Here is a 25,519-nt window from a genome sequence, read left to right as displayed (position 1 = left end):
CCATGGCCGGCCCCTTATCATGACCAATGCGAGCGAATTGGGTGTGAAGTATTGTGACCCTCGAAGGATACGGTAGCCGTCCGGCTGCCCCGGGGCGCGGGGCCCTTTTGGGGCCGACAAGGCTTCCTAAATGGCCACGGTTCTAGGCTGTTTGGAAGAATGGGGCGCGAGGCCTAGGGCAGCAAAACTACCCGCGCGCCGGGTCGCCGGTCCACGCCGCCGCTGGCAAATCCCCGCGTACGGGCCTCGGCGCGCACGCGATCCCGTTCGACGCCAAGCCGCGCCAGTTCCAGCCCCACGGCCCGGGCGCGGCGGGCCGCGAGGCGGCTGCCGCTTTCGGCGCCGCCCTCGCTCCCCGACGCGTAGCCCAGGATGCAGACATTACGCGACGGCTGCGCGACGGCGAGCTCGGCAAGAGGGCGTAGAACACCGGCGGCATCATCCTGCACCTTGTCGCGGCCTCGCGCGAAGGTGATCACGGCCGCGTCATCGGTTAGGCGTTCGGCGCCCACACAGGAAAATTCGCGCACCTGAGCCGCGACCGGGAGGGCGCTGAGCAGCAGCGGCAGCAGCAGTAGCGTCAGGTGCATGGAAGACCCTTCAGGTGGCGACAAGGAGCGCGGCGTCGCGCAGCTTGGAGATGAGACCAGCCGCATCGGCGCCGGGATGCGCCTTGCTCAGCTCGGCCTCGGTCACGTCAGGACGGCCCAGCACCCATTGGGCCGCTTCCGCCTCGCCGGGCGATAGCGCGAGGGCGCCGGAGGGCGTCTTCAGCACCCAGTCGGCGCCACGGCGTACCGGCTTGGCGCCACCCGCGACGACGCGGAAGGCACCAGCTTCTCCGGCGCCAGCCGCTTCCTCGGTCTGAGGCGGCGCCATGCCGCGCCAGGCCAGCAGATCGTTGCCGCCACGCTGATACCGGTAGTCCGCCACGAAGCGCTCGAGCACTTCCATCACCTTCGGGTCCTTGCACAGCTCCGCGAGGCGCTGGCCGAGCTGACCTGCGCGCTGGGTCAACGCGAAGCGGGCTGCCGCGGTTCCATCCTGGCGCGGCAAAGGTTGGCGGAAGGCGGTGTCGTAGAGCACGCGCTCGCCCAGGATGGTCATGAGGTCCATGCCATTCACCGCGTGCGCGCCATAGGCGACGTGGACGCTGGAAGGCGCCTCGGCGAGGGCATCGTGGTACCAGCCCCTCGGCAGGTACAGCAGGTCGCCCGCCTTCAGCAGTACCCTGGCTCGTAGCTTGCCCTTGGCCTGCTCGTGATGCTCCTGCGTCTGGGAGCGGAATACCGGGTGGCTGATCGGCCATTCCGCTCGGCCCTCCCAGATATTCCAGGTCTTCTCCCCCTCGACTTGCACGGCCCAGACATCATGCGTGTCGTAATGCGCGTGGAATGCCTTGTGGCTCTGCCAGGAGATATAGACATTCGCCTGCGCCTTCCCGAGGCCCGCACCCTCGATGGCGTTGGAGACGGAAGCGAGGCCCGGCGTCAGGCTGTCCACGTCGTTCATGACCATGCTCGCGCCCTTGGCGATCCATTCGCGGACGCGATCGGTGACAGGCTGCATGAGCTGGGCATTGGTATCGCGCCCCGGGGCCAGCGTGCAGTACTGCTCGGCAGGGACGGGCTTGCCGTCCAGCACCAGCATCAGCGACTGGCTGGTCCAGGCGTGCGTCATGTCCAGCAGGCGGTTGATCTGGCGCCAGGACAGAACGGAGGCGAACTTCGCCGGGTCGCCCTTGAGGTGCAGGGGCTGCTTGTCGTGATACTCGGCAAAGAACTGCTCCACGCTCATGGGCGCGAGCAGCTGGGCAAGCGTCATTGTCATGCTGCGAGGCTAGCGCAACGCCGGTCGGTGCGCCACGCTTGCAGCAAGACGCCCCGCAGGCGGAAACTATGCCCCGGAAAGGGAGAACGCCATGCCTGAAGCTCCGCTCGCCGACCCGGTGCGGGAGGAAGTGCTGCGCGCCGCCTCGGCCGGCCTTTCGCCCGTCGCGGCCGCCCTTCTGTCGCCGCTCTTTGCCGCCCTTCCGGGGGTGGAACTGGCCCGCCGATCGCCGGGCGCCCTGGGCGAGGCGGCGGCGTCGCTTGCCGCCCTAGCTGCCCGGCGGGCGGCCGGCGAAACCAAGCTGCGGCTGCTGCCGCCGGCCGCGGGGCGCGGGGCCCACGCCGTCGCTGAAATCGTGACCGACGACATGCCCTTCCTGGTGGACAGCGTCCTGGGCGCGCTGACTCGCCAGGGCCGCGTCGTGCGGGAGTATCTGCACCCGATCCTGGCGGTGAGCCGGACTGCGGACGGCGATCTGACGGCCGTCGGCGAGGGTCCGCTGCGCGAGAGCCTCATGCGCGTGACGATCGGCGCTCACGCGGGGCGCCCCATGCCGGGCGCAGTCTCCGGGAGCTGGGCCGATGTCGAGGCGGCGCTGCGCCGGGCGCTGGACGATACGCGTGCCGCGACGGGCGACTTCGCGGCCATGGCCACGCTGCTGGAGGGCGCCGCAGACGAGATCGCCGATGACGGCGAAGCCCGCGAGTTCCTCGCCTGGTTGCGCGACGACAATTTCGTCCTGCTCGGCCATCGCCACCTGGTGCTGGAGGGCGATGGCGCTCGTGCCGTCGAGGAGGAGAATCTCGGCCTGCTGCGCGATGCCCGCCTGCCGGTCTTCGACGCCCTGGCCGGCCTGCCCGTCATCAATGCGCGCATCCGGGCGGCGCTGGTGGAGCAGGCGCCCGTCACCGTCGCCAAGGCCAATATGCGAAGCACCGTCCATCGGGCGCAGCATGCCGATGTCGTTGTCACGCGTATCATGCAGGGCGGGCGCCTGGTCGGCGCGCGCCTCTTCGTCGGTCTCTTCGCCGCGGCCGCGTACAACCGCAATCCGCGCTCCATCCCGCTGCTGCGCGGCAAGACCGAGCGCATTCTCGCCGCCGCTGGCGTCGCGCCAAATAGCCATGATGGGCGCGCGCTCCGCAACATCCTGGACACCTGGCCGCGCGACGAGCTCTTCCAGGCGGGCGAGGCGGAGATCCTGGAGGGCGCGCGCCAGGCGCTCGATCTCTCCATCCGGCCGCGGCCCGCGCTCTATGTGCGCCGCGACCCCTTTGGCCGCTTCGTTTCCGTCATCGCGTGGCTACCGCGCGAGAGCTTCGACTCCGAGCTCCGGTCCCGCGTCGGCGAACTCCTCGCGCGGGCGCATGGCGGCCGGCTTTCCGCCTTCTATATCGCGTTGGGTGATTCCCCGCTGGCGCGCATCCATTACATCATCGGCACCGATCCCGCGCGGCCCGTGACGCCGGATCGCGCGGCGCTGGAGGCGGCGGTCGCGCAGGCCGCGCGCAGCTTCGGCGACCGTGTCGCCGAAGTCCTCGCCGAGGAGCGTGGCGAAGCCGCGGCGTCGGCCGCCATGGAGCAATGGAGCGACGCTTTTCCTGGCACCTATGAGGAGGCCGAAAGCCCCGCCCAGGCCGTCGCCGATCTCGCCCTGGCCGAGACGGCCCTGGCCAGTGGCCGCACGGAAGCCGCGGTCGTCGTGCCGCCAGGGGAGATGCCCCGCCGTCTTCGCCTGCGCCTCGCCGTGCCGGGTTCGGCACTGGCCCTGGCCGACGCGCTCCCGTTCTTCGACAGCCTGGATCTGCGCGCCATCGAGGAGGTCCCCTATCGGCTCACACCGCGCGGCCTCGCGCCGGTGTCGCTTCACGTCTTCACTCTCGATGCCGGATGCGACTACCTGCCGGAACGCGAGAACCTGCTGCTCGACGCGCTCGAAGCCTTGATCGCAGGCGAAGCCGAGGCCGATGGCTTCAATCGCCTGGTCCTCCGGGCCGGGCTGGATTGGCGCGAGTGCTGGATGATCCGCGCCATGTACCGATGGCTGAAGCAGATCGGCTTCCCCTTCTCGCAGGAGAGCGTTGCCGCCGCGCTGGCCGCCACGGCGGAAGCCGCGCGGCTTCTCATATCCCTCTTCCGGGCGCGCTTCGAGCCAGGTGCGGAGGATCGGACGGTTTCGCTCGACGCGGAGTGGTCCGCGCTCCTGGAAAGTGTGTCGGATCCCGACACCGATCGCATCCTGCAACGCATGCGGCGGCTGCTCGGCGCCATGCTGCGGACCAACTACTTCCAGAAGAAGAGCTACATCGCCTTCAAGCTCGACAGCGCGCTCGCAGGTGACATGCCGAGCCCCCGGCCCTGGCGCGAGATCTTCGTCCACAGCGCGAGCATGGAGGGCTGTCACCTGCGCGCCGGGCCCGTGGCGCGCGGCGGCATCCGCTGGTCCGACCGGCGCGAGGATTTCCGCACGGAGATCCTTGGGCTCATGAAAGCTCAGAGGCTCAAGAACGTCGTCATCGTGCCGACCGGCGCGAAGGGCGGTTTCGTGCTGAAGGGGAGCATCCCGGCCGAGCGCGAGGCCTTCCAGCAGACGGGCATCGCCGCCTACCGGACGCTGGTGCGCGGCATGCTCGACCTCACGGACAATCTGCGCGGAACCGAGGTCGTGACGGCCGAGGGCATCGTGCGGCGCGACGGCGACGATCCCTATATCGTGGCCGCCGCTGACAAGGGGACGGCCACCTTCAGCGATATCGCCAATGGGCTGTCCGCCGAATATGGCTTCTGGCTCGGCGACGCCTTCGCCTCCGGGGGTTCGGCCGGTTATGACCATAAGGCCATGGGCATCACGGCCCGCGGTGCCTGGGTGATGATCGACCGCCATTTCCAGGAGGCCTTGGGCCGCACCATTCATGACTCCCCCTTCACCATGGTGGGGGTGGGCGACATGTCGGGCGACGTCTTCGGCAATGGGCTGCTCATCTCGAAGCAGACCTTGCTGCGCGCCGCCTTCGACCACCGGCACATCTTCCTCGATCCCTCGCCGGACGCGGCCGCGAGCTACGCCGAGCGCGCCCGGCTTTTCGCGCTGCCGCGCTCGTCCTGGGCGGACTATGATGCGCGGCTGATCAGCCAGGGCGGCGGTGTTTTTCCGCGTAACCTCAAGACAATTCCATTGAGCCCGGAGGCGCGCTCCATGCTCGGCCTCACCACCGAGCGCGCCGAGCCCGCCGCCGTGCTGCAGGCTATCCTCCGCATGGAGGCGGACCTGCTCTACTTCGGTGGCATCGGCACCTATGTCAAAGCGAGCGGCGAGACCCAAGGCGATGCGGGCGACCGCGCGAACGATGCCATCCGCATCGACGGACGCGAGATCCGCGCCAGGATCGTGGGCGAGGGCGCCAATCTCGGCGTCACGCAAACAGGGCGGATCGAGGCCGCGCAGGGTGGCGTGCGGATCAACACCGACGCGCTCGACAATTCCGCAGGCGTCAGCACCTCGGACCACGAGGTAAATATCAAGATCCTCCTCGCCGATGCCGAGGCCGAGGGGCTGATGACGCGCAAGCAGCGCGACGAGCTGCTGGAGAGCATGACGGACGAGGTCGCGGCCCTGGTGCTGCGGGACAACGCCCTCCAATCGGTCGCCGTCTCGCTGGAGGCGCGAGCGGGCGCGGCGGCGCTGCCCGCGCAAGGTGCGCTCATGAGCCGCCTGGAGCAGGAGGGGCTCCTGGATCGCGCGCTCGCCGGACTGCCTGACGCGGCTGCGCTCCAGGCCCGGATGGCCCGGGGCGAGGGGCTTACGCGGCCGGAGATCGCGGCGTTGCTGCCTTTTGCCAAGCTTTGGCTGGGAGAGGCGATCGGCGACAGCGCGCTGCCTGACGATCCTGTCTTCGTCCCGCTGCTCGCCGGGTATTTCCCCACGGCACTGCGCGCGGAACGCTTCCGGACGTTCCTGGCGAGGCATCGCCTGCGGCAGGACCTTATCGCTACCGCCCTGGCGAATACCGTGGCCAACCGTCTGGGTTGCGCGGCGCTGGGCCGTTTGGTGGCGGAGGCAGATCCTGCCGAGGTCGTGGGCTCTGCCTGGCTCGCTTCGGAACTCTTCCGCCTCGAGGATCGCTTCGAGGAGGCGGAGCAATTGCCGCCCGAACCACGCCTCGAGGCGCAATCCGTGCTGCGGGAACTGATGGAGGCGGCCTCGGTGGAGCTGTTGGACGCTGCGCGCGGCGGGCTTGCGCGTGCCGTGGAGGCCCTCGGGCCCGGTGTCGTAGCCCTGACGGAAAGCGCCGTTGCCAATCAGGCGGGCGAAGGTTTGGCTCGCTTCGTCGCGGCGGCCCCCGCATTGGCCGCAGCGCCCTCGATAGTCCGCCTCGCCCATGACAGTGGAGCCGGGCCGGCGGAGGCCGCGGCGGCCTGGGTGGAGATCGGCGCCTTCTTCCACCTCGACGCGTTGGGAGAAGCGGCGCGGCGCATGCCCGTGATAGGGCTCTATGGCGACCGCGCACGCGCCGCCCTGCTGGCCGATCTGCGGGCGACGCAGGCGCGGCTCGCCGCGGCGCGAATGGCTGGGCGAAGCATGGAAGGAACGGGCTTGGAAGCGATACGCAAGCTGGTGCGCGAGGCCGCTGCGGCGGCCGATTTCGCGGCTGTGACCGTGGCGGCGCGAGCGCTGGCGGCCTTGCCTTGACGAGACGTGAATGGGCCTGGGCCAGCTATGACTGGGCCAATAGCGCGTTTCCCACAGTCGTCTCCACCTTCGTCATAGCCGCCTATTTCACCAAGGGTGTGGCGCCTGACCCGGTGACCGGCCAGGTGATGTGGGGCTGGATGCAGGCCTTGGTGGGGCTCGGCATCGGGCTCCTCTCGCCGCTTCTGGGTTCCATAGCGGATGCGGGCGGACGGCGGCGGGCCTTCCTGATGGTCTTCACGCTGCTGACGGCATTTTTCACCGCCGGAATCTGGTTCGCCCAGCCGCAGCCCGGTTACGTGCTTTGGGCTCTGGTCTGTGTCGGCCTCGGCACCCTCGCCTTCGAGGTGGGGACGGTGTTCTACAATGCCATGCTGCCCGGCGTGACGACGCGCGAAAGGTTGGGCCGGGTCTCAGGCATCGGCTGGGCGCTGGGCTACGCGGGAGGTCTTGCCTGCCTCGTGCTCTGCCTGGCGCTTTTCGTGCAGCCCGATCCCTCGCCCTTCGGCCTGGATCGCGCGTCGGCGGAGCATGTGCGTGCTACCGCCCTGGTGGTCGCCGCCTGGGTATTGATCTTCGGTTGGCCCGTGCTGGTCCTCGTGCCGGAGGCGCCGGGGCGGCGGCAAGGTTGGGGCGTGGCGGCCAGCGAGGGGCTGCGCGAGTTCGTGGGACTCTTGCGGGGCTTGCCCCGGCATCCCGAAATCCTGCGCTTCATGATCGCGCGGATCTTCTACACGGACGGGCTCAACGTCCTGTTCGCCTTCGGCGCGGTCTACGCGGCGGGCGTCTTTCACATGGGCTTCGAGGAGATCCTGCTCTTCGGCATCGCGCTGAACGTCACGGCCGGGATCGGCGCCTTCGCCGGCGGCTATGTGGAGGAGTGGCGCGGCGCGCGGGCCACGGTGATGGTCGCCCTCCTGCTGATCATGGCCATCGGCGCGGGTATGTTGCTGACCGAAAGCAAGACGGTGTTCTGGGTGCTGGGCGTCGGGCTCGGCTTGCTTTTCGGCCCCGCCCAGGCGGCGAGCCGCAGTCTGATGGCCCAGCTGGCGCCGCCCGACGAGGTCACAGGCTATTTCGGCCTTTTTGCCCTGTCGGGACGGGCCACCGGCTTTATCGGTCCGGCACTGCTGGCCTTGGTGACCAGCACCTTCGCTAGCCAGCGGGCCGGCATGGCGGTGGTGCTGGTCATGCTGGGCCTTGGCGCGGCGATCCTGGCCACGGTGAAGGCCCGCTAAGCCTGAGCGGTCAGAACAACGCCGCCGGCGCCACGGTGCTGCCGGTGAAGCCCTGCATCCGAAGCGGCTGCATCACGAAGCAGAACTCGCTTCGGCCCGACGCCACCAGCTCGTCCAGCTTCATGTTCTCCAGCAGGTGGACGCCATTTACCACCAGCGCGATCTGGTGCACGGGCAGGGATGCATTGGGCATCGTCTTGGACGGCGCGCATTCCACCGGCCAATTGTCGGCGCCCAGCAGAAGCGGGTTGCGCTGGATCAGCCATTCCGCTGCCGCCACGCCGATACCCGGGCAGCCGGCGACATAGCGGGCATTTTCGCGGCCCCAGAGATGCGCCCAGCCGGTGTTGATGATCATCGCGTCGCCCTCGCGCAGTTCCACGCGCTGGCGGGCAAGGGCCTGCTGCAGGTCCTCGGGTGTGATCTCGTAGGTGTCGGGCAGGGTCTGCACGCCCTTGAGGCTCGCCACGTCGATCAGCACGCCGCGCGTCATGATCATGCCGACGGTGTCGACGCCCATCTCGGTGAAGCCGCCCCGGGTCATGATCGAGGGCACATTCACGCAGTTATAGGTTTCGTCGCCGATGGTCTGATGCGGGAAGCAGTCGAACTGCGTGCCGATCTGCGCCATCTCGCCCACCACCAGCTCCTCGTTGGAGCCGCGGCGGTTGGCCTGCGGGTTCATGAAGGTCTGCTTGAGATGAACATCGAAGCGGCGCGTCCCGAAGAAGGGCATGCTCTGGGACAGGACGTGGCCGATCTCGATCTTGCGGCCCTCGCGGATCAGCGCGGCGGCGTCGCGCATCCGCTGGGGTGTCATCAGGTTCATGCTGCCGCGCCGGTCGTTCGGACCCCAGCGGCTGGGGCAGCGGGCCGAGGCGGGGGGCGGAGTCCAGGCTTGCTGGGCTTGCGCCGGCGTGGCCCGCAATCCGAGATGGGCGGAACCGCATGCGAAGCACGCGCCAAACAGCGCGCGACGTGACAGGCCCTTCATGGGGCGTCCCTCCGATTGTTCGTAGGCGGGCAGGGCCCGCGCCGGAACGTTAACAAACGGAATGAAATCGGCAAGACAAGCTTGCTCTTTTGTCCGTTCCCCCTTGCCATTCCGGACATTTCCAGCCATCCCCGAGGACAGAAAACGACCAGGAGAAACGTTCGATGAACCAGCTCTCACGCCGTGGCGCGCTTGGTGCCGGCCTGTCGCTGATGGGCGCGCCCCTCGCGCTGGCGCAGACGGCGCAGCAGATCGCCATCGCCACCGGGACCACGGGCGGCGTCTACTATCCCCTGGGCGGCGCGCTCGCGAATTACCTGACGCGCGGCATTCCCGGCGTCTCCGCGACGGCTGAGGTGACGGCCGGTTCGACGGCCAATTTCCAGCTCCTTGGCGCCAGCCGCGCTCAGCTCGTCTTCGGGCAGGTGGATGCGGCGGTGGACAGCGTCCGCGGCGCCGGCCAGTTCCGCGGCCGCGTGGTGCCCGCGCGCGCGATCGCCGTGCTCTACACCAACCGCATGCAGGTGGTGACGACCGCCGACCGCCATATCCGCTCCATCGCGGACATGAAGGGCAAGCGCATCTCGACCGGCGCGCCGCAGTCGGCCACCGAGCTCTTCGCCCGCCGCCTTATCACCGCCGCTGGCCTCGATGTCGCCAAGGACTTCCGCAGCGTGGAGCGCCTCTCGCCGGCGGAGAGCACCAACGCGATCCGCGACGGCAAGATCGACGCCTATTTCTTCGTCTCCGGCATCCCGACCAGCGCGATCACGGACCTCGGCGCCACGCCGGGCACGCAGCTCGTCATGGTGGACCATGCCGACGCGCTGGCGAACATCGTGCGGGAGCATGGGCCCGTCTACTTCGCCGAGACCATCCCGGCGGGCACCTATCCGGGCCAGACCACGCCGAACCATCAGCTTTCGGTCGCGAACATCCTGGGCATGCGCGAGGATGCCTCGCCCCAGCTCGTCGGCCAGATCCTCGAGATCCTCTGGAGCAACCGCGAGGACTGGGCCCGCGTCCACTCCGCCGCGCGAGACTTCACGCTCGAGCAGCAGAAGACGGCGGCGGCGGGCGTGCCCTGGCATCCGGCGGCCGAGGCCTTCTGGAAGGCCAAGGGCGCCAACCTCGGCTAAGGCCTCCGGGCTCCGTCGTCACTGATACCGGCCGGGCCTTTGCCCGGCCGCATGTTTTCGGAAGATCAGCGTATGTCCAGCACCCTCCCGCCCGACATCGACACCAGCAATCTCGACGCCGAAACCACCAAGCGCATCGGCAAGCTCATCGAGGCCGAGGAGGGCGCGATGAACCGGCTGCCGGGCCTGCTCGGCCAGGTGGCGGTGGGCATCGCGCTGGTGATGTCGCTGTTCCACCTCTGGGCCGCCTGGGACATCGTGCCCACCACCACGCTGCGCTTCGCGCATGTGGGCTTCACGATGGTGCTGGGCTTCATGCTCTTCCCCATCACGCCGCGCTTCCGCGACCGCTTCCCGCCCTGGGACTGGGCGCTGGTGGCGGCGGGCCTCTACGTCACCTGGTATCTGATTTCGGGCGGCGACGACCTGCAGGACCGCGTCATCTTCCCCGAGCCGATGGACATCGTCGTCGGCTGGCTGCTGATCGGCCTGGTGCTGGAGATCACGCGCCGCTGCACGGGCTGGATCATGCCCGTCATCGCCATCTGCTTCCTGCTCTACGCCTATTTCGGCAACCACTTCCCCGAGCCCTGGACGCATCGCGGCTATGACGCCGAGCGCCTGATCCCGCACATCGCCATCACGTTGGAGGGCATCTACGGTACGGCGGTGGATGTGAGCGCGACGCTCATCATCCTCTTCACCATCTATGGCGCGATCCTCGCTTCCACCGGCGCGGGCAAATACTTCGTGGACTTCTCCTTCGCGGCCACTGGTGCCAAGGCCACGAGCGCCGGCCGCACCGTGGTGCTCTCGGCCTTCCTGCTGGGCGGGCCTTCCGGCTCGGGCGTCGCGACCACGGTCACCATCGGCACGGTCGCCTGGCCGATGATGAAGCGCGTGGGCTATTCGGCGCATGACGCCGGCGGCCTGCTGGCCGCAGGCGGCCTCGGGGCCATCATCTCGCCGCCCATCATGGGCGCGGCCGCCTTCCTCATCGCCGAGTACCTGAAGATCAGCTACCTCGACGTGCTGCTGATGGCGGTGATCCCGACCTGCCTGTTCTACGCCTCGCTGCTCTTCATGGTGGAGCTGGACCAGCGCCGCATCCGCGCCGCCGGCGGCGGCAAGGACGAGAGCAAGATCGATGTCGAGCCCGTGGGCGTGCTGTTCCGCAAGGGCTGGTACCATTTCAGCAGCCTGCTCGCGATCGTGGTCTTCATGGCGCTCGGCTACTCGGCCACGCTCTCGGTGCTCTATGCGATGCTGCTCGCCATCGCGCTATCCTTCCTCTCGAAGGAGCACGCGCTCTGGCCGCGGAAGCTGATCCGGACGCTGGCCGCGGGTTCCGAACAGGCGCTCAGCATCGCCGCCACCTGCGCCAGTGCGGGCATCATCGTCGGCTGCATCACGCTGACCGGACTGGGGCTCAAATTCTCCGATATCGCCATTCAGGCCGCGGGCGGCAGCCTCGTCATCACGGCGATCTACACGGCGCTGATCGTGTGGGTGGTCGGCCTCGCCGTGCCGGTGACGGCCAGCTACATCATCTGCGCGGTCGTGGCCGCGCCGGCGCTGATGAAGCTCGGCGTGCCGGACTACGCGGCGCACATGTTCGTCTTCTACTACGCCGTGCTGTCCGAGGTCTCGCCGCCGACGGCGCTGAGCCCCTTCGCGGCCGCGGCCATCACCCGCGCGGGCCCGTACAAGACGACGCTGATGGCCTGGAAGTACACGCTTCCGGCCTTCCTGCTGCCCTTCGTCTTCGTCACGGATCCGAACGGCGTGGGCCTGCTGCTCAGCCTCAAGCCCGGCATGACCTGGATGGACGTGGCATGGCAGACGGTGCTCGCGACGCTGGGCCTCGCCGCCTTGTCCGCCGCGACGCAGGGCTACGGGATCACGCGCATGGGCCAGCCCGAGCGCTGGGCGATGGCGCTGGCCGGCCTGCTCATGGTCTTCCCGGCGGTGTTCGAGGCAGCCTTCGGCGACGCGATCCCCGTGCCGCATCTGCTGGGCATGGCGCTGGGCCTCGTGCTGCTCGTGCTGCAGTTCATGCGGAACAAGCGAAACCCGGCCCTGGCCTGATGCGCGCCGACCCGGTCTTCGCCGCGCCCGGCCGCTTCTGGAAGGGCAATATCCACACGCACTCCAACCTTTCGGATGGGGTGCGCGGCCCGGCGGAAGTCTGCGCCACCTATCGCGAGGGCGGCTACGACTTCCTCGCCCTCACGGACCACTTCTGGGCGAAGTACGACTTCCCCATCGCGGACACGCGGCCCTACCGGACGGAGGCTTTCACCACGATCCTGGGTGCGGAGGTCCATGCGCCCGCGACCGCGCTGGGCGAGACGTGGCACATCCTCGCCGTCGGCCTGCCGCTGGATTTCGCGCCGACGGCCGAGGGCGAGACGGGGCCGCAGCTGGCGCAGCGCTGCCTCGATGCGGGCGCCTTCGTCGCCATCCCGCATCCGGGCTGGTATTCGCTCACCACCGAGGATGCCGCGACGATCCCCGGCGCCCATGCGGTCGAGATCTACAACCACACCAGCGCCACCCGCGTGGATCGCGGCGACGGCGCCTATCTGGTGGACCAGCTCCTCGCGCAGGGGCGGCGCATCACCCTCCTGGCCACCGATGATGCGCATTTCGCGAACCGGGACTGGTTCGGCGGATGGCTCATGGTGAAGGCCGAGGCGAACGAGCCGGAGGCGCTGCTGTCCGCGCTCAAGGCCGGGCATTTCTACTCAACCCAGGGGCCGTCGATCGAGGCGATCCATTGGGGCGAGGAGAGCGTGGAGGTCATTTGCTCCACCGCCACGGCGGTCGCGGTCCTGGGGCGCGGCTCGGCGTCCAAGACCTCGGTCGTGCCGGGGCAGACACGGGTGACGCTGCCGCTGGAGGCGAGGCTGAAGGCCGGCGGCTTCGCGCGTATCGCAGTGGTGGACGCGGAAGGTCGCCGGGCCTGGTCGAATCCCTACTGGTTCTGATCGCGAGCGAGCTGCCGCAGCAACGGCGGCAGTAGCAGCGGCGAGAGATAGATCGGGAACTGGCCCAGCGCGAAATAGGCCCAGGCCGTCCCTGGCAGTGCGCCCTCCGCCGCCGCGAAAACCAACCCCATGTTCCGCTGCGAGGTCATGACCGCCACGGACAGGGAGGGCACCCGCCCGGCCCGGCGGAAGGCCAGGGCCGACGCCGCCAGCAACGCCGCGAAAACGGCGAAGCCCAATGCGGCCAGTCCCGCGAGAAGCAGCGGCTGATCCCAGGCGAGGGACGCCACATCGGCCAGCACGGCGCAGATGAAGACCAGCAGCACCATGATGTTGATGCCGGCCAGCTCGTCGGCCCGCCGGATCAACGCGGCCGTGCCGATGAGCCGCCGCAGGATCAGCGCTGCGAGCAGCGCCCCGCCCAGGATCATGGCGAGCCGCAGGCCCAGCGCGAGGGGAGCGATGGCCAGCACGTCCGCCAGCACCAGCTGCGCGAAGCCTGTCGCGACCAGCGGCAGTACCGCCGTGCCGGTCACCAGCGTGATCAGCACCAGCGTGGAATCCAGCCCCATCAGCGCCGCGAGGGATGGTGCCGCCATCATGGGCGAGGCCACCCCATGCAGTATGATGCCGATGAAAAGCCCTGGCGCGGAATCCCGCAGCCCGACAGCCGCCGCCACCGCCCAGAACAGCACCGGCACGGCCAGGGCCGACCATGCCGTCGCGGCCAGGATCAGCCCGGGCCGCCGCAGATGCCCGCGCAGCTGCGCGACATCCACCCGCAGGAAGGCAAGTACCAGCAGCAGGAAGACTGCCTCGGTCAGCCAGGGGCGCAGCGCGTGGCCCAGCGGCGGCACGGCGATGCCGACCGCCACCAGCGCCGCGATCGCCCGCGCGCCCTGGCGTCCCAGCCAGGCGAGTGGCGCGGCCAACTACTCCACCCGGATCTCGCGGATCTGCACCTGGTTGTCCGCGCGGTGGCGGATCGTCGCGCCCTGGCGATGCGCCCAGGGGATCATCATGTGGTAGAGCGGCAGGTGCCCCACATCAGCATTGTGCAGCTTGTGGGCCTCGACGATCAGCGCGCGGCGGCGGGCGGGGTCCGTCTCGCCGTCGATGCGCGGGATCATCGCGTCGAACTCGGCGCTGGACCAGCCGCCGAAATTCCAGCTGGCCGGCCCGCCCAGCGCCCGCGAGGCCATGATCGCCCGCAGCGTGTAGCTCGCATCGAAGGTCGGTACGCCCCAGGAGAGGATGTACATCGCCATCTCCTGCCGGCGCGCCCGCTGGGTGAAGATGGGGCTGGGCTGAATGTTCAGCGTTGCGCGGATGCCGACCTGCGCGAGCATCGCCGCCACGGCCTGGCAGGCCTCGTCATAGGTGCCGACGGGGCAATCCAGCGGTACCGAGAAGCCGTTCGGATAGCCGGCCTCGGTCAGCAGCGCTCGGGCGCGATCGCGGTCGAAGGGCAGGCGCGCGTCGGTCGACTGGTCCCAGCCGTTCACGAACTGGGTCCACATGCTGCCGGTGGGCACGGCTTGGCCACGCAAGGTCGTGCGGCGCAGCGTATTCACGTCGATCGCATGCGCCACGGCCTGGCGCACGCGCAGGTCGCGGAACGGATTCTTGCCGCGCACGTCGCTGCCCGGGAGCTCGTCCACGTCCTGGCGGAAGGCGACCCAGACGGTGCGGTTCTCCTGGCCCTCCAGGACGCGCAGGCGTGGGTTGGCGCGGATGCGCGCCACATCCTGCACGGGCACGACATGGACCATGTCCACCTCGCCCGAAAGCAGCGCGGCGACGCGCGTGGCGTCGCTGCTCAGCACGACATGATGGTATTCCGTGACGTTGCCCTGCGGCGATTCACCCGCTTCGGTTCCCCACCAGCTGGGGTTGCGAACCATGATGGTTCGCTGGTCGACCTCGCGCGAGCGGATCATGAAGGGGCCGGTGCCATTGGCCTGGCGGACGACGGGCAGTTCCTCGCGTTGGGCGAAGTTCTGCGGCACGGCGCTGCGGTTCGCCTCGCTCCAGCCGCGATCCATCATGAGGACGCGCGTCATCTTGTCCGGGATGACGGGGTCGGGAACGCGGGTCACGATATCCACGGTGAGCTCATCCACCGCCGTCACGCTCGCGACCGTGTCGACATAGATGCCGTAGTTGGACGTCGGCGCCAGCGCGCGCTGGATGCTGAAGACGACGTCGTCGGCCTCGAAGCTCTCTCCGCCCGAGAAGCGCACCCCGGGGCGGAGATGGAAGCGCCAGCGCGTGGGCTCTGCCTGTTCCCACCGCGTGGCGAGGCCCGGATGAACACGCAGGTCGTCGCCCCGATAGGTCAGCGGCTCATAGACCTGGCTGACGACGAGATAGGTGAAGAGTGCGTTGTTGGCGTGCGGGTCCAGGGTGGCGGCATCCACGCTGGTCGCCAAGCGGAAGATCCGCTGCGGCGCCTGGGCCTGGGCAGGCTGGGTCAGCCCGGCGGCCAGCGCCATGACACCCAATACATTCCGAAGTCGCATCAGATTCTCCGTTTCGGTAGGGAAATCCTGATGCGAAGTCGCCCCCATCGCAATCCGGTTCGACCTGCCCTATATTGCATCAAAGACAGAATTCCCCTGGGAGCCGCCCGAACCATGCGCCGACCTGCCCGTTTCCTTGCCATGCTCGCCGCCGTCACGCTGGCGCTTGCCCCCGCTCTTGCCGATGCGCGGCCGGGCGGCGGCAGCTCGTCCGGCAGCCGTGGCAGCCGCACCTACTCCGCACCGCCCACGACCCGCACGGCCCCGGGGGGCGGCCAGCAATTCGACCGCAGCATGCAGCAGCCCACGCGGCCCAGCGCCCCGCAAGCGGCGCCGGGCGCGATGCGCCCCCAGACCGGCGGCTTCTTCAGCCGCAACCCCTTCATGGGCGGGCTGATGGCCGGCATGCTCGGCGCGGGCCTCTTCGGCCTTCTGGCGGGTGGCGGCTTCTTCAGCGGCCTCGGCAGCTTCGCCGGCATGCTGGGCTTCCTGCTGCAGATCGCGATCATCGCCGGCCTCGTCGCGCTGGCCGTCTCCTTCGTCCGGCGCCGCCAGCAGCCCCAGCCAGCGGGCATGCCGCGCGCCGCCATGGCGCGTGAGGGTGCGCCCGGCATGATGGGCGGCGGCCTCGGCGGCGGCCGGGCCCAGGTGGTCGACGAGGTCGGCATCGGACAGGCGGATTTCGATGCCTTCGAGCGCTTGCTGATCGAGGTGAACGGCGCCTGGTCGCGCCTGGATGTCGCGGCACTGCAGCGCATGGCGACGCCCGAGATGGTCGGCTTCTTCCGTGACGACTTCGCCGCGCTGGAGAAGCGCGGCTGGCGCAACGAGACGAGCGCCGTGAAGCTCGAGCAGGGCGACCTCGCCGAGGCGTGGCGCGAGGGCGCGCGCGAATACGCGACCGTCGCGATGCGCTTCAGCCTCGTGGACGTGACGCGCGATATCCGCACCGGCGCGGTGACCGAGGGCGATCCGGCGCAGCGCACCGAGGCGACGGAGCTCTGGACCTTCGTGCGGGTGCAGGGCGGGCCCTGGACACTCAGCGCTATCCAGCAGGCCGGCTGATGGCTTCCTGATCGGGCGGGGTGCTGCTTACACTCCGCCCATGTTCACTCTCTCGGAGCTCGAGGCCGCCGAGCGCCTCGTCCGGCGGCATTTCCCCGCCACCCCGCAATTCAACTGGCCGCTGCTCTCGGCACGGGCAGGTTGCGAGGTCTGGGTCAAGCATGAGAACCACACGCCCACCGGCGCCTTCAAGGTGCGCGGTGGGCTCACTTATTTCGACGGTCTCAAGTCCCGCGGCGTGATCAGCGCCACTCGCGGCAATCACGGCCAGTCGCTGGCCTATGCCGGGGCACGGGCGGGCATCCCCGTCACCATCGTCGTGCCCGAGGGCAATAGCCTCGAGAAGAACGCCTCGATGCGTGCTCTGGGCGCGGAGCTGGTCGAGCGTGGGCGCGACTTCGATGTGGCGCGGCAATACGCCATGCAGCTCGCGGCCGAGCGGGGCCTGGACTTCGCGCCTAGCTTCGCGCCGCCGTTGGTGCTGGGCGTCGCCACCTACGCGCTGGAACTCTTCCGGGGGGCGCCGCCGCTGGATGCGCTCTACGTGCCCATCGGCCTCGGCTCAGGCATCTGCGGCTGCATCATGGCGCGCGACCTGCTGGGCCTTTCCACCGAGATCATCGGCGTGCAGAGCCAGGGCGCGGCCTCCTACGCGCTCAGCTTCGCCGCCGGGCACGTGGTGGAGACGGAAAGCGCCGTGACGCATGCCGATGGCATGGCGACCCGCGTCCCGAACCCCGCGGCGCTGCACATGATCATCGAGGGCGCGGCGCGCATCGTGACCCTGACGGATGACGAGGTGCGTGATGCGGTGCGCGCCTATTGGACGGATACGCACAACTTGGCGGAGGGCGCTGGCGCGGCGGCTCTCGCGGCGCTGATGCAGGAACGCGAGGCGATGCGGGGCAAGCGCGTCGGCGTGGTGCTGTCCGGCGGCAATATCGACCTGCCGCTCTTCCGCGACTGGGTGATGGACTAAGCGGCCCTCAGCAAACCGAGACGGGCGCGAAGAGCTGAGGGGAGCTGCCGCGCCGATTTGACGCGGGGCATGTCCAACCCGGCCATGATGTCCTCGGGCTCGCCGTGGAGCGCCTCGAACTCGGCGTAGTTGTGGAAGCGGCGGCGGGTGACGTGGTCCAGGAAGGTTTCCGTGGGCTGGCCTTCGGCCAGGATCACCTCATGCGCCTCGGTCTCGATGTGATAGACCATGTACTGCTGTCCCAGTTCGGCCGCCGTCATGCGGGTGATGCTCGAGCCGTTCACCAGGGCGCCGGCGTTCACGAGCATCCCATCCAGCACCAGGGCGTGATCGGAGGTGACACGGAGGTCGCGGGCGGGCAGGCCCTGGCCCAGCGCACCGGCCGCGATGCGGACGGGTTCGCGCCCTTCACCGCCGGAGAAGACGGTCACGACCGACTGGCGCCCGACCCATCGGATGGGCACGACGCGGCCATCCTGCGTCAGCACGAGGTCGCCTGCGGCCAACGTCTCGACAGCGCGGCCGCCCTGAGGGGTGGCGATCGCGGTGCTCGCCAGGAAGCAGGTCCAAAAGGGCGCTGTGTTGAAGGAGCTCGACGAAATCGTATCCGGGAGAGCTGCATCGGCTGCCGAGCTGACGGTGGAGTTGATGGGCTGAAACTCAGCGAAAAGGCGGTAGGTGCTCCCGCTTTGGATGACAAGGAAGGTAACGGGGGTGCCATTTACCGTTTGGACGTAGGTGCCTTGGAATGTGCCGGATAGGCCAATGACGGAAACGGTTACTGATTCACCAACAGTTAATTGACTACTGCCAGCAGCGCCGTCGGAAATGGATACGCCTCCGACTGTGAAGGAGTGACTTCCCTCATTGCCCGTGGCAACCGCATAGTTCTTGAAGAAGTTTGCAGAATAGCTGGCCAAAGGAATCTCCTGCACATCTGATACTTCAAACGCGACATTCCCCGGATAGGCCATGAGGCCTCTCTGCCGGTGAGACTAGCGTCAATTTCATGAATGAGAAGAGACTTTGACACGATGTCAGGCGCGGAGGAGTTCTACTGCCGCGCGCTCCGCGCCCCGGCTGGCGCTTTGGGCAGCCCTGTAGAAAGCTAACCACCGCCACATGACACCGGAACAATGATCCTCGAGCACCTCCGCCCCATGGGCGCCCCACCGGTGGACCTCCACATCGTCGAAGGTCGTATCGCGCGCATCGTCCCCAGCCCGCGTGACGCCCCCGCTCCCGTCCTTCTGCCGGGGCTGGTCGAGGGGCATTGCCACCTGGACAAGACGCTCTGGGGCCGTCCCTGGTGGCCCAATGAGGTGGGGCCCCTGCTGCGCCACCGCATCGAGAACGAGAAGGCGGTGCGCCGCTCCCTCGGCATGGATGCGGCGCGCGAGGGGCGCGCGCTGGCGCTCGGCCATCTCGCCGCCGGCACGACGCGTCTGCGCAGCCATGTCGACATCGACGAGGAAAGCCGCCTCACCCATGTCGAGAAGCTGCTGACGCTGCGTGAGGAACTGGCCGGCGTCATGGAGATCCAGCTCGTCGCCTTCCCGCAATCGGGCCTGCTCAAGACTCCGGGCGCCGAGGAGTGGGTGGACGAGGCGCTGCGGATGGGCTGCGACGTGGTGGGCGGGCTCGACCCCTCCGTCATCGACCGCGATCCGGTGCGGCATCTCGACATCGTGTTCAAGCTGGCGGAGCGGCACGGCAAGCCCGTCGACATCCACCTGCACGAGCCGCACGAGCTCGGCGCGTTCAGCATGGAGCTGATCGCCGAGCGCACGCGCGCCATCGGCGCGCAGGGTCGGGTCACCATCAGCCATGCCTTCGCGCTGGGCGACGTGGCGCCGGCTCGCGCCGATGCGCTGCTGGCCATGCTGGCGGAGGCGGGCGTCGCGATCTGCACCTCCGCGCCGCCGTCCCGCCCTACGCCGCCGCTGCGCCGCGCGCGGGAGCTGGGCGTCACCTTCTTCGCGGGGAACGACAACATCCGCGACACCTGGAACCCCTACAACGCGCCCGACATGCTGGCCCGCGCGGCGATGGTGGGCCTGAAATACGAGCTGCGGCGCGACGAGGAGGTGGGTTGGGCCCTCGACACCGTCACCGCCTCGGCGGCCAAGGGCTGCGGCTTCGGCGCATATGGGTTGGCGGTGGGCCATCGCGCGGACTTCGTGGTGGTCGAGGCCGAAAGCGTGGCCGAGGCGGTGGTGACGCGGAAGCCGCCGAAGCTGGTCGTGGCCCAGGGACGAGAAGTTGCCCGGGACGGGGTGGTCGAGGCATCGCTTCGGAGATAAGCTTGTGGACAAAGGGAAGAACGCCGCCCCTGGAGATCCCCATGTCCCTGACGCGCCAGCAGTTCCTCCTTTCCCTTCCCGCCCTGGCCCTGGCCCGGGCGGCCTCCGCCCAGACACTTTTCACCCGCCCGGTCCGCTTCGTGCTCAGCACCTCTCCGGGTGGCGGCGCGGATGTCACCATGCGCCTGCTGCAGCCACATCTTTCGGAACGGCTCGGCCAATCCGTCGTCCTGGAGAGCAAGCCGGGCGGATCGGGCCTCATCGCCGGCGGCCTCGTCGCGCGTGAAGCGCCGGACGGCTATACCTTCCTCGTCGACATCGCGACCCATTCGGTGAACCCGGCGCTCGGGCGGACCATGCCCTACAAGGTGATGGAGGATTTGGTCCCGGTGACGCAGATCATCCGCGGCGCGAATGCGCTGGCGCTGCATCCCTCGGTGCCCGCGAACAACCTCGCGGAATTCATCGCCTACGCGAAGCAGAAGAAGGGCGAGCTCTCCTTCGCCTCCTCTGGCAACGGCTCGGCGCAGCACCTGGCGATGGAGATCTTCAAGGAGCGCGCCGGGCTCGAGATGACGCACGTGCCCTATCGCGGGGGCGGGCCTGCCCTGATCGATCTCATGGCGGGCCACGTGCAGTGCTACTTCGCCTTCATCCCGTCCGCGATCCAGCACATCCGCGAGGGGCGCATCAAGGCGATCGCGACCACGGGCGAGGCGCGGGCGCCCGCCTTCCCCGGCCTGCCGACCATCGCGGAATCCGGCTTCCCGGGTTTCGTGAGCTACGACTGGAACGGCGTCTTCGCCCCGGCGCGCACGCCGGAGCCGATGAAGCTCGCCGTGCAGGCCGCCATCGCCGATACGCTGCAGCTGCCCGAGGTGCGGGCGCGCATCCTGGACATGGGCATCGAGCCCGTGGGCGGCTCGGCCGACGAGTTCCGTGCCTTCCTCGCGCGCGAGATCGCCACCTGGTCCGGCGTGGTGCAGCGGCTGGGGATCGTGGCGGACTGATGCCGACCGAAGAGGAGATCGCGCGGCTCCCCGCGCTCGCGGCCTGGGCGGAGGCTCAATACAACCTCCGCGCCCGCCACCCCGAGCGCGAGACGATCTACGCGGACTACACGGCGCGCAGCGAAAAGCTACGCGGCAGCGCGCATTGGGAATGCCTGCGCTACGCGGCGCCGGAGCGCTGCACCATCGATTTCTTCCCGGCAGCGCGGGCCGACGCGCCATTGCTCGTCTTCATCCATGGCGGCTTCTGGCGCAGCGGCGACAAGCGCGTCTTCTCCTTCCTCGCGGAGCCTTACGCGCAGGCAGGCGTGGCGGTGGCGCTGGTCGGCTACGAGCTGGCGCCGCAGGTCACTCTCACGCGCATCGTGGAGCAGATGGTAGGGGCGTGGCGCTTCCTCGTCACGGAAGCGACGGGGCTCGGAATCAATCCGGCACGGATCACGCTTTCCGGCCATTCGGCGGGCGGACATCTCTCGGCGCTGCTGAGCACGATGGATCCTGGTCTGCCGCACCTGCATGGCGTGCTGCCCATCAGCGGCATCTTCGACCTGGCGCCGATGCTGCTGACCAGCATCAACCATGAATCGCGCATCACGGCGGAAGAGGCGGTGACGCTCAGCCCCGCGCTCAAGTCATGTTTCAGGGGGCGGCGCTACTGGGTCGTGGCGGGGGCCGGCGAGACGGAGGATTTCATCGCCCAAACCCAGCGGTTCGGCGCGATGATGGAGGCGGCCTGCCCGGGCAGCGGCACCACCCTGGTCCCCGGCCGGCATCATTTCGATATCTTCGAGGACTTCGCCGACCCGGCGAGCCCGGTCTTCCGTGAGGCGCTGGCGCTGATAACCTCGATGCCATGAGCATTACCATCTACCACAACCCCAACTGCTCCACCTCACGCCAGGTGCTGGAGATGATCCGCGCCTCGGGCCAGGAGCCGGAGGTGGTGCCCTATCTCCGCACCGGCTGGACGAAGCCTCTGCTGCAATCGCTGCTAAAGGCGATGGGGAAGAAGCCGCGCGACATCCTGCGCCGGAAGGAGAAGCTGGTGGGGGAGCTCGGCCTGGCCGAAGCGACTGACGACCAGATCCTGGCGGCGATGATCGAGCATCCCGTGCTGGTGGAACGCCCGATCGTGGTCACGCCCAAGGGCACGATCCTGGCCCGGCCGAAAGAGAGCGTGCTCTCGATCCTGTAGCCTACCAGCCCACGGCGTAGCCGGGGCGGCGAGGGTCCGCGCCGGCGGTCAGGATGCCGTTGCGCAGGTCGGCTTGGATGGCGCAGACGGCCCCTGCCCGCCAGATGCGCTCCGGCCACCAGCTCACCTGATGTCCGCGCTGGGACAGTGCCTCGCCCGTCTCGCGCGGGATGCGGGATTCCAGGCAGAGCCGACCCGGATAGGTCGTGTGCGGCTCGAAGCTGTCGGGGAAGCTGTAGGTGGCCATGCGTGGATGCTCGACGGCGTCCTGCGGGTCCATTCCAAAGAGAAGCATGTTGAGCAGCGCCTGCATCATCGCCTGGCACTGCACGTCGCCGCCCGGCGAGCCGAAGGGCAGCACCATTTCACCCGGCTTTACCGCCATCGCGGGGTTGGGCGTCAGGCGCGGGCGCTTGCCGGGCGCGATGCGGCTGGGATGTCCCGGCGCCAGGAAGGATTGGGAGCCGCGCGAGGACGGGCACAGCCCCGTGCCGGGAATGACCTGCGTGTCGTAGGAGGTGTCGCTGGGCGTGGCCGAAACCGCATTGCCCCAGCGGTCCACTACCGAGATGTAGGAGGTATCGCGCGGCGGGCCCGACGGCGCGCCATCCAGCACGCGCGGACCTTCGGCCGGGAAGGGCTCGCCATGGGGAGGCATGTCGGGCCAAGCCCGATCGTGGTCGATCAGCTTCCGCCGCGTCCCCGTGTATTCCGCGCTCAGCAGCCACTCCAGCGGCACGTCGACGAAGTGCGGATCGCCGTAGAAGGCCTCACGGTCCGAGAAGGCGAGCTTCAGGGCCTCTGTCAGCAGATGCAGATAGTGGGGGCTGTTGTGCCCCGCTTCCGTGAGCACGCGCGGGTCGAGCAGGTTCAGCGCCTGGCCGAGCACCGGCCCCTGGCACCAGGCGCCGCAGGTGAAGACGTCGACGCCCGCGAAGCGCACCGACGGCGCGCGTTCGACGGGCGAGCGATATTCCGACATGTCCCGCGCGGTGAGCCAGCCGCCCTGTTCCTCGTGGAAACGCGTGATCGCGCGGGCGATGTCGCCCGAGTAGAAGGCCGCGCGCGCGGCTTCGAGCCCGCCTTCGCGATCGGCGCCACGCCCTAGCGCCGCCGCCTCCTCATCGGCCATGTAGCGCAGCGAGCGCGCGAGGTCGGCTTGCACGAAGATCTCGCCCGCGCGCGGCGGCCGGCCGCCTGGCAGGAAGATGGCCGCATTGGACGGCCAGCGCGCGTACTGCGCCTCGTGCGAGGCGATCATGTCCGCGAGCAGGGGATAGCAGACGAAGCCCTCGGCGAGCCGGATGGCGGCTTGCACCACTTCGCCGAACCGCATGGTGCCGAAGCGCCTGAGCGCCGTGATCCAGGCATCCGGAGCGGCGGGAATGATGGTGCGGCGCAGCCCCTCGGGAATCTGGCCATCGAAGGACGAGGGGTCGGTGGCGGCGGGCCAGTGGCCAAGTCCCGCGACGGTCCAGACCGCGCCATCCGCCATGCGGATCATGATGGGCGCGACACCCGCGACGTTCACGATGTCCGGCTGCACCACGCCAAGCGCGATGCCCCCCGCGACCGCTGCATCCACGGCATTGCCCCCGGCCTCCAGCACCGCGAAAGCGGCGTGAGCGGCGGCGTAGTGGCCGGCCGAGGCCATGTGGCGCGTGCCCCGGAGCGCGGGGCGCTGGGCATAGGTTTCGCCTTCGCTCATGGGCACTCCTCGGCGTCAGCCCGGAAGCACGTAGCCTGCCTCCAGCGCCTCCGGTTTCAGGGCGAGCATGATGTCACAGGCGCCATCCTCCGGCGAATCGCGGCTGTGCCCTTCGCCGGCAGCTTTGCCCTACCTCATCCCGCCGCCGAGAGCGGTGCCAAAGCTCGAGCCGGCGATGCCGATTGGCGAGTTTTCAGGCCTGCGCTAAGCCGGCCAGCGCCTTCTCCAGCCAACGGGACTCAGAGTTCTGCATGAGTAGTGACTCGTCGGGGACGCGGCTGCGCTTCCTCTTCGCTCTGTTGGGGTTCGTGGCGGCGATTGGCTTCGCCGAGGCGCGCATCGGCATCCATTTCGAGACCAATGACGACGTCGCGATGATGATGTGGGCGCATGGGTTCGGGCTCGCCGCCGTGCCGACGCCGATGTTGTTCTTCTCCAATCTCTGGCAGGGTTACGTTGTACAGGCGCTCGGCTGGCCCTTCGGATATCCAGGCTATGGCGTCTATCTGTTGGGTGCGCTGGCCGTGGCATTGGCGGCATCCTTCGCGTTCCTGGCCGAACTGAGCGGCCGTCCGCTGGTGGCGCTGGTCGTCGTCGCGGCGGTCGCGGTCCGGCCGATCTTCGCGCCGCAATTCACCGTGATCGCCGGCTTCCTTGCCATGGCGAGCTTCCTGGCCCTGCTCGCCTATGCGGCTCGTCCAAGAATTTCTGTCCTGATCGCGGCGGGGCTGCTGGGGTTCGCCGGGTTCTTGATGCGCGATCACCTGGTCATGCTCGCGCTCGCCGTCGCGGCTCCCCTGCTGCTGCGGCGAGAGTTGGTGGCTGACAAGGCCGTGTGGGTGGCGGCCGGCGGCTTCGGGCTGCTCGCGCTCCTCGCAACCCTGCACCATTCAGCGGTACTCGGAGGGCCCGAATGGGCGCTGATGATGGCGCAGAACCGCCCTCGCGCGGCCTTCACGGACTTCGGGTTGGCGCCGCGCGTGCTGGCGAGCGCCGAAGCCCTGGCCGCCGCGGGTTGGACCGCCAACGACGTGAAGCTCATCACGCTGGGGTGGCTGGCCGACCCCGTCATGGCTTCGCCGGAAGCTCTTCACGCCGCTATCGCGACCGTGGGCGTCCAATCTCTCCTGGCGATGAACGGAGAGCGCCTGGGCATGTTGGCGCAACAGTTCTGGGGGCCTTCCATGCAGGGCGCCCTGCTGCTGCTCCTGGTCGGCGCGTTCGGCCTGCGGGGCGGGGGCCTGTGGCGGTTCCTCGCTGCCTGTGGCGTGCTGGCCGGGCTGGCCATCCTGGTTACCGCGTTGGGGCGCTTCGGTGTCTCGCGCATCTATTTTCCGGCGCTCGTCGCGATCGTCCTTCTTGCCATCGCGCAGCGGCCCTGGTCAGGCAGCCGGGCAACCGCGCTGGGGTTAGCGGCGCTGGCGGCGGGTTACGTGTCGCTCAACTATGAGTTGCGAAAAGCCAGTGCGTATGAGGCCAGAAGACCCGCCCTTGAAGCTGGCATGGAAAGATTGAATTCCAAAGAATTACATGCCGTTTGGGCGGATGCGATTCCCTTCGAAAGTATCTATCGTCCGCTGAGCCACCGGGATGACATATTCTCCTTCAGGTTGTACGGAATCGGCATGGCGTCCTTCGCTCCCTTCTCGCTCGCGCGCTTCGGCGGCGACCCGATGGGCCTCGTCCACGCGCTCCAGGGGCCAGCGGGGATCGCCGTTCTCATGCGGCCGGAGAATCTCGGTCTGCTCGAAACTTATTGCGCCGAGCGATGGCAGGGCGCGCTGGAGGCCGAGGCTGTGGGAGCGCATGAGGAATTCGCGGAAATCCGCCTTCGCTGCCGCAACCCTGTACCCTGA

Annotated in this window: 19 protein-coding genes; 12 read left to right on the top strand and 7 right to left on the bottom strand. The window is 68.8% G+C overall.

Going from position 1 to position 25,519, the window contains the following annotated elements; translation table 11 throughout:
• Window positions 1-173 precede the first annotated feature (173 nt).
• Both WJM96_RS00760 and WJM96_RS00755 read right to left on the bottom strand, forming a co-directional pair.
• A complete protein-coding gene (locus WJM96_RS00760; RefSeq protein ID WP_424810505.1) occupies window positions 174-590 on the bottom strand; it encodes an OmpA family protein in 417 nt (138 codons plus the stop codon).
• A gap of 10 nt (window positions 591-600) precedes the next feature.
• The gene (locus WJM96_RS00755; RefSeq protein WP_424810504.1) at window positions 601-1,830 is read right to left on the bottom strand and encodes a cupin domain-containing protein; all 1,230 of its coding nucleotides are present in this window, start codon (window positions 1,828-1,830) and stop codon (window positions 601-603) included.
• Between the two features lie 91 nt (window positions 1,831-1,921).
• On the opposite strand from WJM96_RS00755, the gene WJM96_RS00750 reads away from it, so the two are divergent.
• Both WJM96_RS00750 and WJM96_RS00745 read left to right on the top strand, forming a co-directional pair.
• A complete protein-coding gene (locus WJM96_RS00750; protein WP_424810503.1) occupies window positions 1,922-6,520 on the top strand; it encodes an NAD-glutamate dehydrogenase in 4,599 nt (1,532 codons plus the stop codon).
• Window positions 6,517-7,758: an MFS transporter gene (locus WJM96_RS00745; protein WP_424810502.1), complete on the top strand. Its 1,242-nt coding sequence runs from the start codon at window positions 6,517-6,519 to the stop codon at window positions 7,756-7,758. Before WJM96_RS00750 ends, WJM96_RS00745 begins: the two co-directional genes overlap by 4 nt.
• 10 nt (window positions 7,759-7,768) lie before the next feature.
• On the opposite strand, the gene WJM96_RS00740 is transcribed toward WJM96_RS00745, so the two are convergent.
• The gene (locus WJM96_RS00740) at window positions 7,769-8,587 is read right to left on the bottom strand and encodes a cyclase family protein (protein ID WP_424810501.1); all 819 of its coding nucleotides are present in this window, start codon (window positions 8,585-8,587) and stop codon (window positions 7,769-7,771) included.
• Window positions 8,588-8,916: 329 nt separating this feature from the next.
• Between WJM96_RS00740 and WJM96_RS00735 the strand changes: the two genes are divergently transcribed.
• From WJM96_RS00735 to WJM96_RS00725, 3 genes are all read left to right on the top strand, one after another.
• Window positions 8,917-9,891 carry a TAXI family TRAP transporter solute-binding subunit gene (locus tag WJM96_RS00735; protein ID WP_424810500.1) on the top strand — a complete coding sequence of 325 codons (975 nt, stop codon included), beginning with the start codon at window positions 8,917-8,919 and terminating at the stop codon, window positions 9,889-9,891.
• A 72-nt stretch (window positions 9,892-9,963) separates the two neighbouring features.
• On the top strand, window positions 9,964-11,979 hold the full coding sequence (locus tag WJM96_RS00730; RefSeq protein ID WP_424810499.1) for a TRAP transporter permease: 2,016 nt from the start codon (window positions 9,964-9,966) through the stop codon (window positions 11,977-11,979).
• A complete protein-coding gene (locus WJM96_RS00725) occupies window positions 11,979-12,881 on the top strand; it encodes a PHP domain-containing protein (protein ID WP_424810498.1) in 903 nt (300 codons plus the stop codon). Before WJM96_RS00730 ends, WJM96_RS00725 begins: the two co-directional genes overlap by 1 nt.
• On the opposite strand, the gene WJM96_RS00720 is transcribed toward WJM96_RS00725, so the two are convergent.
• Window positions 12,869-13,813, bottom strand: coding sequence for a hypothetical protein (locus WJM96_RS00720; RefSeq protein ID WP_424810497.1), 945 nt, complete (start codon window positions 13,811-13,813; stop codon window positions 12,869-12,871). The two genes, WJM96_RS00725 and WJM96_RS00720, sit on opposite strands and share 13 nt — an antisense overlap.
• Complete coding sequence (locus WJM96_RS00715) at window positions 13,814-15,403, bottom strand: ABC transporter substrate-binding protein (RefSeq protein ID WP_424810496.1); 1,590 nt, start codon at window positions 15,401-15,403, stop codon at window positions 13,814-13,816.
• A 114-nt stretch (window positions 15,404-15,517) separates the two neighbouring features.
• Between WJM96_RS00715 and WJM96_RS00710 the strand changes: the two genes are divergently transcribed.
• Both WJM96_RS00710 and WJM96_RS00705 read left to right on the top strand, forming a co-directional pair.
• Window positions 15,518-16,468 carry a TIM44-like domain-containing protein gene (locus WJM96_RS00710; protein WP_424810495.1) on the top strand — a complete coding sequence of 317 codons (951 nt, stop codon included), beginning with the start codon at window positions 15,518-15,520 and terminating at the stop codon, window positions 16,466-16,468.
• Between the two features lie 40 nt (window positions 16,469-16,508).
• Window positions 16,509-17,447 (top strand): threonine dehydratase, encoded by a 939-nt coding sequence (locus WJM96_RS00705; protein WP_424810494.1) that lies wholly within the window; start codon window positions 16,509-16,511, stop codon window positions 17,445-17,447.
• On the opposite strand, the gene WJM96_RS00700 is transcribed toward WJM96_RS00705, so the two are convergent.
• Entirely contained in the window at window positions 17,444-18,421 is a 978-nt protein-coding gene (locus WJM96_RS00700; protein WP_424810493.1) for a Hint domain-containing protein, read from the bottom strand. The genes WJM96_RS00705 and WJM96_RS00700 overlap by 4 nt on opposite strands.
• Before the next feature lie 162 nt (window positions 18,422-18,583).
• Here WJM96_RS00700 and WJM96_RS00695 point away from each other — a divergent pair, with 162 nt between their 5' ends.
• The 4 genes from WJM96_RS00695 to arsC are packed head-to-tail and all read left to right on the top strand — an operon-like array spanning window position 18,584 to window position 21,955.
• Complete coding sequence (locus tag WJM96_RS00695) at window positions 18,584-19,750, top strand: amidohydrolase family protein (protein ID WP_424810492.1); 1,167 nt, start codon at window positions 18,584-18,586, stop codon at window positions 19,748-19,750.
• Between the two features lie 41 nt (window positions 19,751-19,791).
• Window positions 19,792-20,760, top strand: a complete 969-nt coding sequence (locus WJM96_RS00690) for a tripartite tricarboxylate transporter substrate binding protein (protein WP_424810491.1) — start codon at window positions 19,792-19,794, stop codon at window positions 20,758-20,760.
• On the top strand, window positions 20,760-21,617 hold the full coding sequence (locus WJM96_RS00685; RefSeq protein WP_424810490.1) for an alpha/beta hydrolase: 858 nt from the start codon (window positions 20,760-20,762) through the stop codon (window positions 21,615-21,617). The genes WJM96_RS00690 and WJM96_RS00685 overlap by 1 nt, the downstream gene beginning before the upstream one ends.
• On the top strand, window positions 21,614-21,955 hold the full coding sequence (arsC, locus tag WJM96_RS00680) for an arsenate reductase (glutaredoxin) (protein ID WP_424810489.1): 342 nt from the start codon (window positions 21,614-21,616) through the stop codon (window positions 21,953-21,955). Before WJM96_RS00685 ends, arsC begins: the two co-directional genes overlap by 4 nt.
• Before the next feature lies 1 nt (window position 21,956).
• Here the strand turns inward: arsC and WJM96_RS00675 are convergent, their stop codons facing one another.
• Window positions 21,957-23,663 (bottom strand): gamma-glutamyltransferase family protein, encoded by a 1,707-nt coding sequence (locus WJM96_RS00675; RefSeq protein WP_424810488.1) that lies wholly within the window; start codon window positions 23,661-23,663, stop codon window positions 21,957-21,959.
• 251 nt (window positions 23,664-23,914) lie between these two features.
• Between WJM96_RS00675 and WJM96_RS00670 the strand changes: the two genes are divergently transcribed.
• A complete protein-coding gene (locus tag WJM96_RS00670; protein ID WP_424810487.1) occupies window positions 23,915-25,519 on the top strand; it encodes a hypothetical protein in 1,605 nt (534 codons plus the stop codon).

This window comes from Roseococcus sp. YIM B11640 (assembly GCF_049727625.1).
Classification (GTDB): domain Bacteria; phylum Pseudomonadota; class Alphaproteobacteria; order Acetobacterales; family Acetobacteraceae; genus Roseococcus.
The sequence above is the reverse complement of the archived record's forward strand: the minus strand, read 5'-3'. Positions and strand labels throughout refer to the sequence as shown.

Excerpts from the sequence above, each read along its gene's own strand:
- WJM96_RS00760 (WP_424810505.1), bottom strand. The coding sequence starts at position 590 with ATGCACCTGACGCTACTGCTGCTGCCGCTGCTGCTCAGCGCCCTCCCG.
- WJM96_RS00755 (WP_424810504.1), bottom strand. The coding sequence starts at position 1,830 with ATGACAATGACGCTTGCCCAGCTGCTCGCGCCCATGAGCGTGGAGCAG.
- WJM96_RS00750 (WP_424810503.1), top strand. The coding sequence starts at position 1,922 with ATGCCTGAAGCTCCGCTCGCCGACCCGGTGCGGGAGGAAGTGCTGCGC.
- WJM96_RS00740 (WP_424810501.1), bottom strand. The coding sequence starts at position 8,587 with ATGAACCTGATGACACCCCAGCGGATGCGCGACGCCGCCGCGCTGATC.
- WJM96_RS00735 (WP_424810500.1), top strand. The coding sequence starts at position 8,917 with ATGAACCAGCTCTCACGCCGTGGCGCGCTTGGTGCCGGCCTGTCGCTG.
- WJM96_RS00730 (WP_424810499.1), top strand. The coding sequence starts at position 9,964 with ATGTCCAGCACCCTCCCGCCCGACATCGACACCAGCAATCTCGACGCC.
- WJM96_RS00725 (WP_424810498.1), top strand. The coding sequence starts at position 11,979 with ATGCGCGCCGACCCGGTCTTCGCCGCGCCCGGCCGCTTCTGGAAGGGC.
- WJM96_RS00715 (WP_424810496.1), bottom strand. The coding sequence starts at position 15,403 with ATGCGACTTCGGAATGTATTGGGTGTCATGGCGCTGGCCGCCGGGCTG.
- WJM96_RS00710 (WP_424810495.1), top strand. The coding sequence starts at position 15,518 with ATGCGCCGACCTGCCCGTTTCCTTGCCATGCTCGCCGCCGTCACGCTG.
- WJM96_RS00705 (WP_424810494.1), top strand. The coding sequence starts at position 16,509 with ATGTTCACTCTCTCGGAGCTCGAGGCCGCCGAGCGCCTCGTCCGGCGG.
- WJM96_RS00700 (WP_424810493.1), bottom strand. The coding sequence starts at position 18,421 with ATGGCCTATCCGGGGAATGTCGCGTTTGAAGTATCAGATGTGCAGGAG.
- WJM96_RS00695 (WP_424810492.1), top strand. The coding sequence starts at position 18,584 with ATGATCCTCGAGCACCTCCGCCCCATGGGCGCCCCACCGGTGGACCTC.
- WJM96_RS00690 (WP_424810491.1), top strand. The coding sequence starts at position 19,792 with ATGTCCCTGACGCGCCAGCAGTTCCTCCTTTCCCTTCCCGCCCTGGCC.
- WJM96_RS00685 (WP_424810490.1), top strand. The coding sequence starts at position 20,760 with ATGCCGACCGAAGAGGAGATCGCGCGGCTCCCCGCGCTCGCGGCCTGG.
- arsC (WP_424810489.1), top strand. The coding sequence starts at position 21,614 with ATGAGCATTACCATCTACCACAACCCCAACTGCTCCACCTCACGCCAG.
- WJM96_RS00675 (WP_424810488.1), bottom strand. The coding sequence starts at position 23,663 with ATGAGCGAAGGCGAAACCTATGCCCAGCGCCCCGCGCTCCGGGGCACG.
- WJM96_RS00670 (WP_424810487.1), top strand. The coding sequence starts at position 23,915 with ATGAGTAGTGACTCGTCGGGGACGCGGCTGCGCTTCCTCTTCGCTCTG.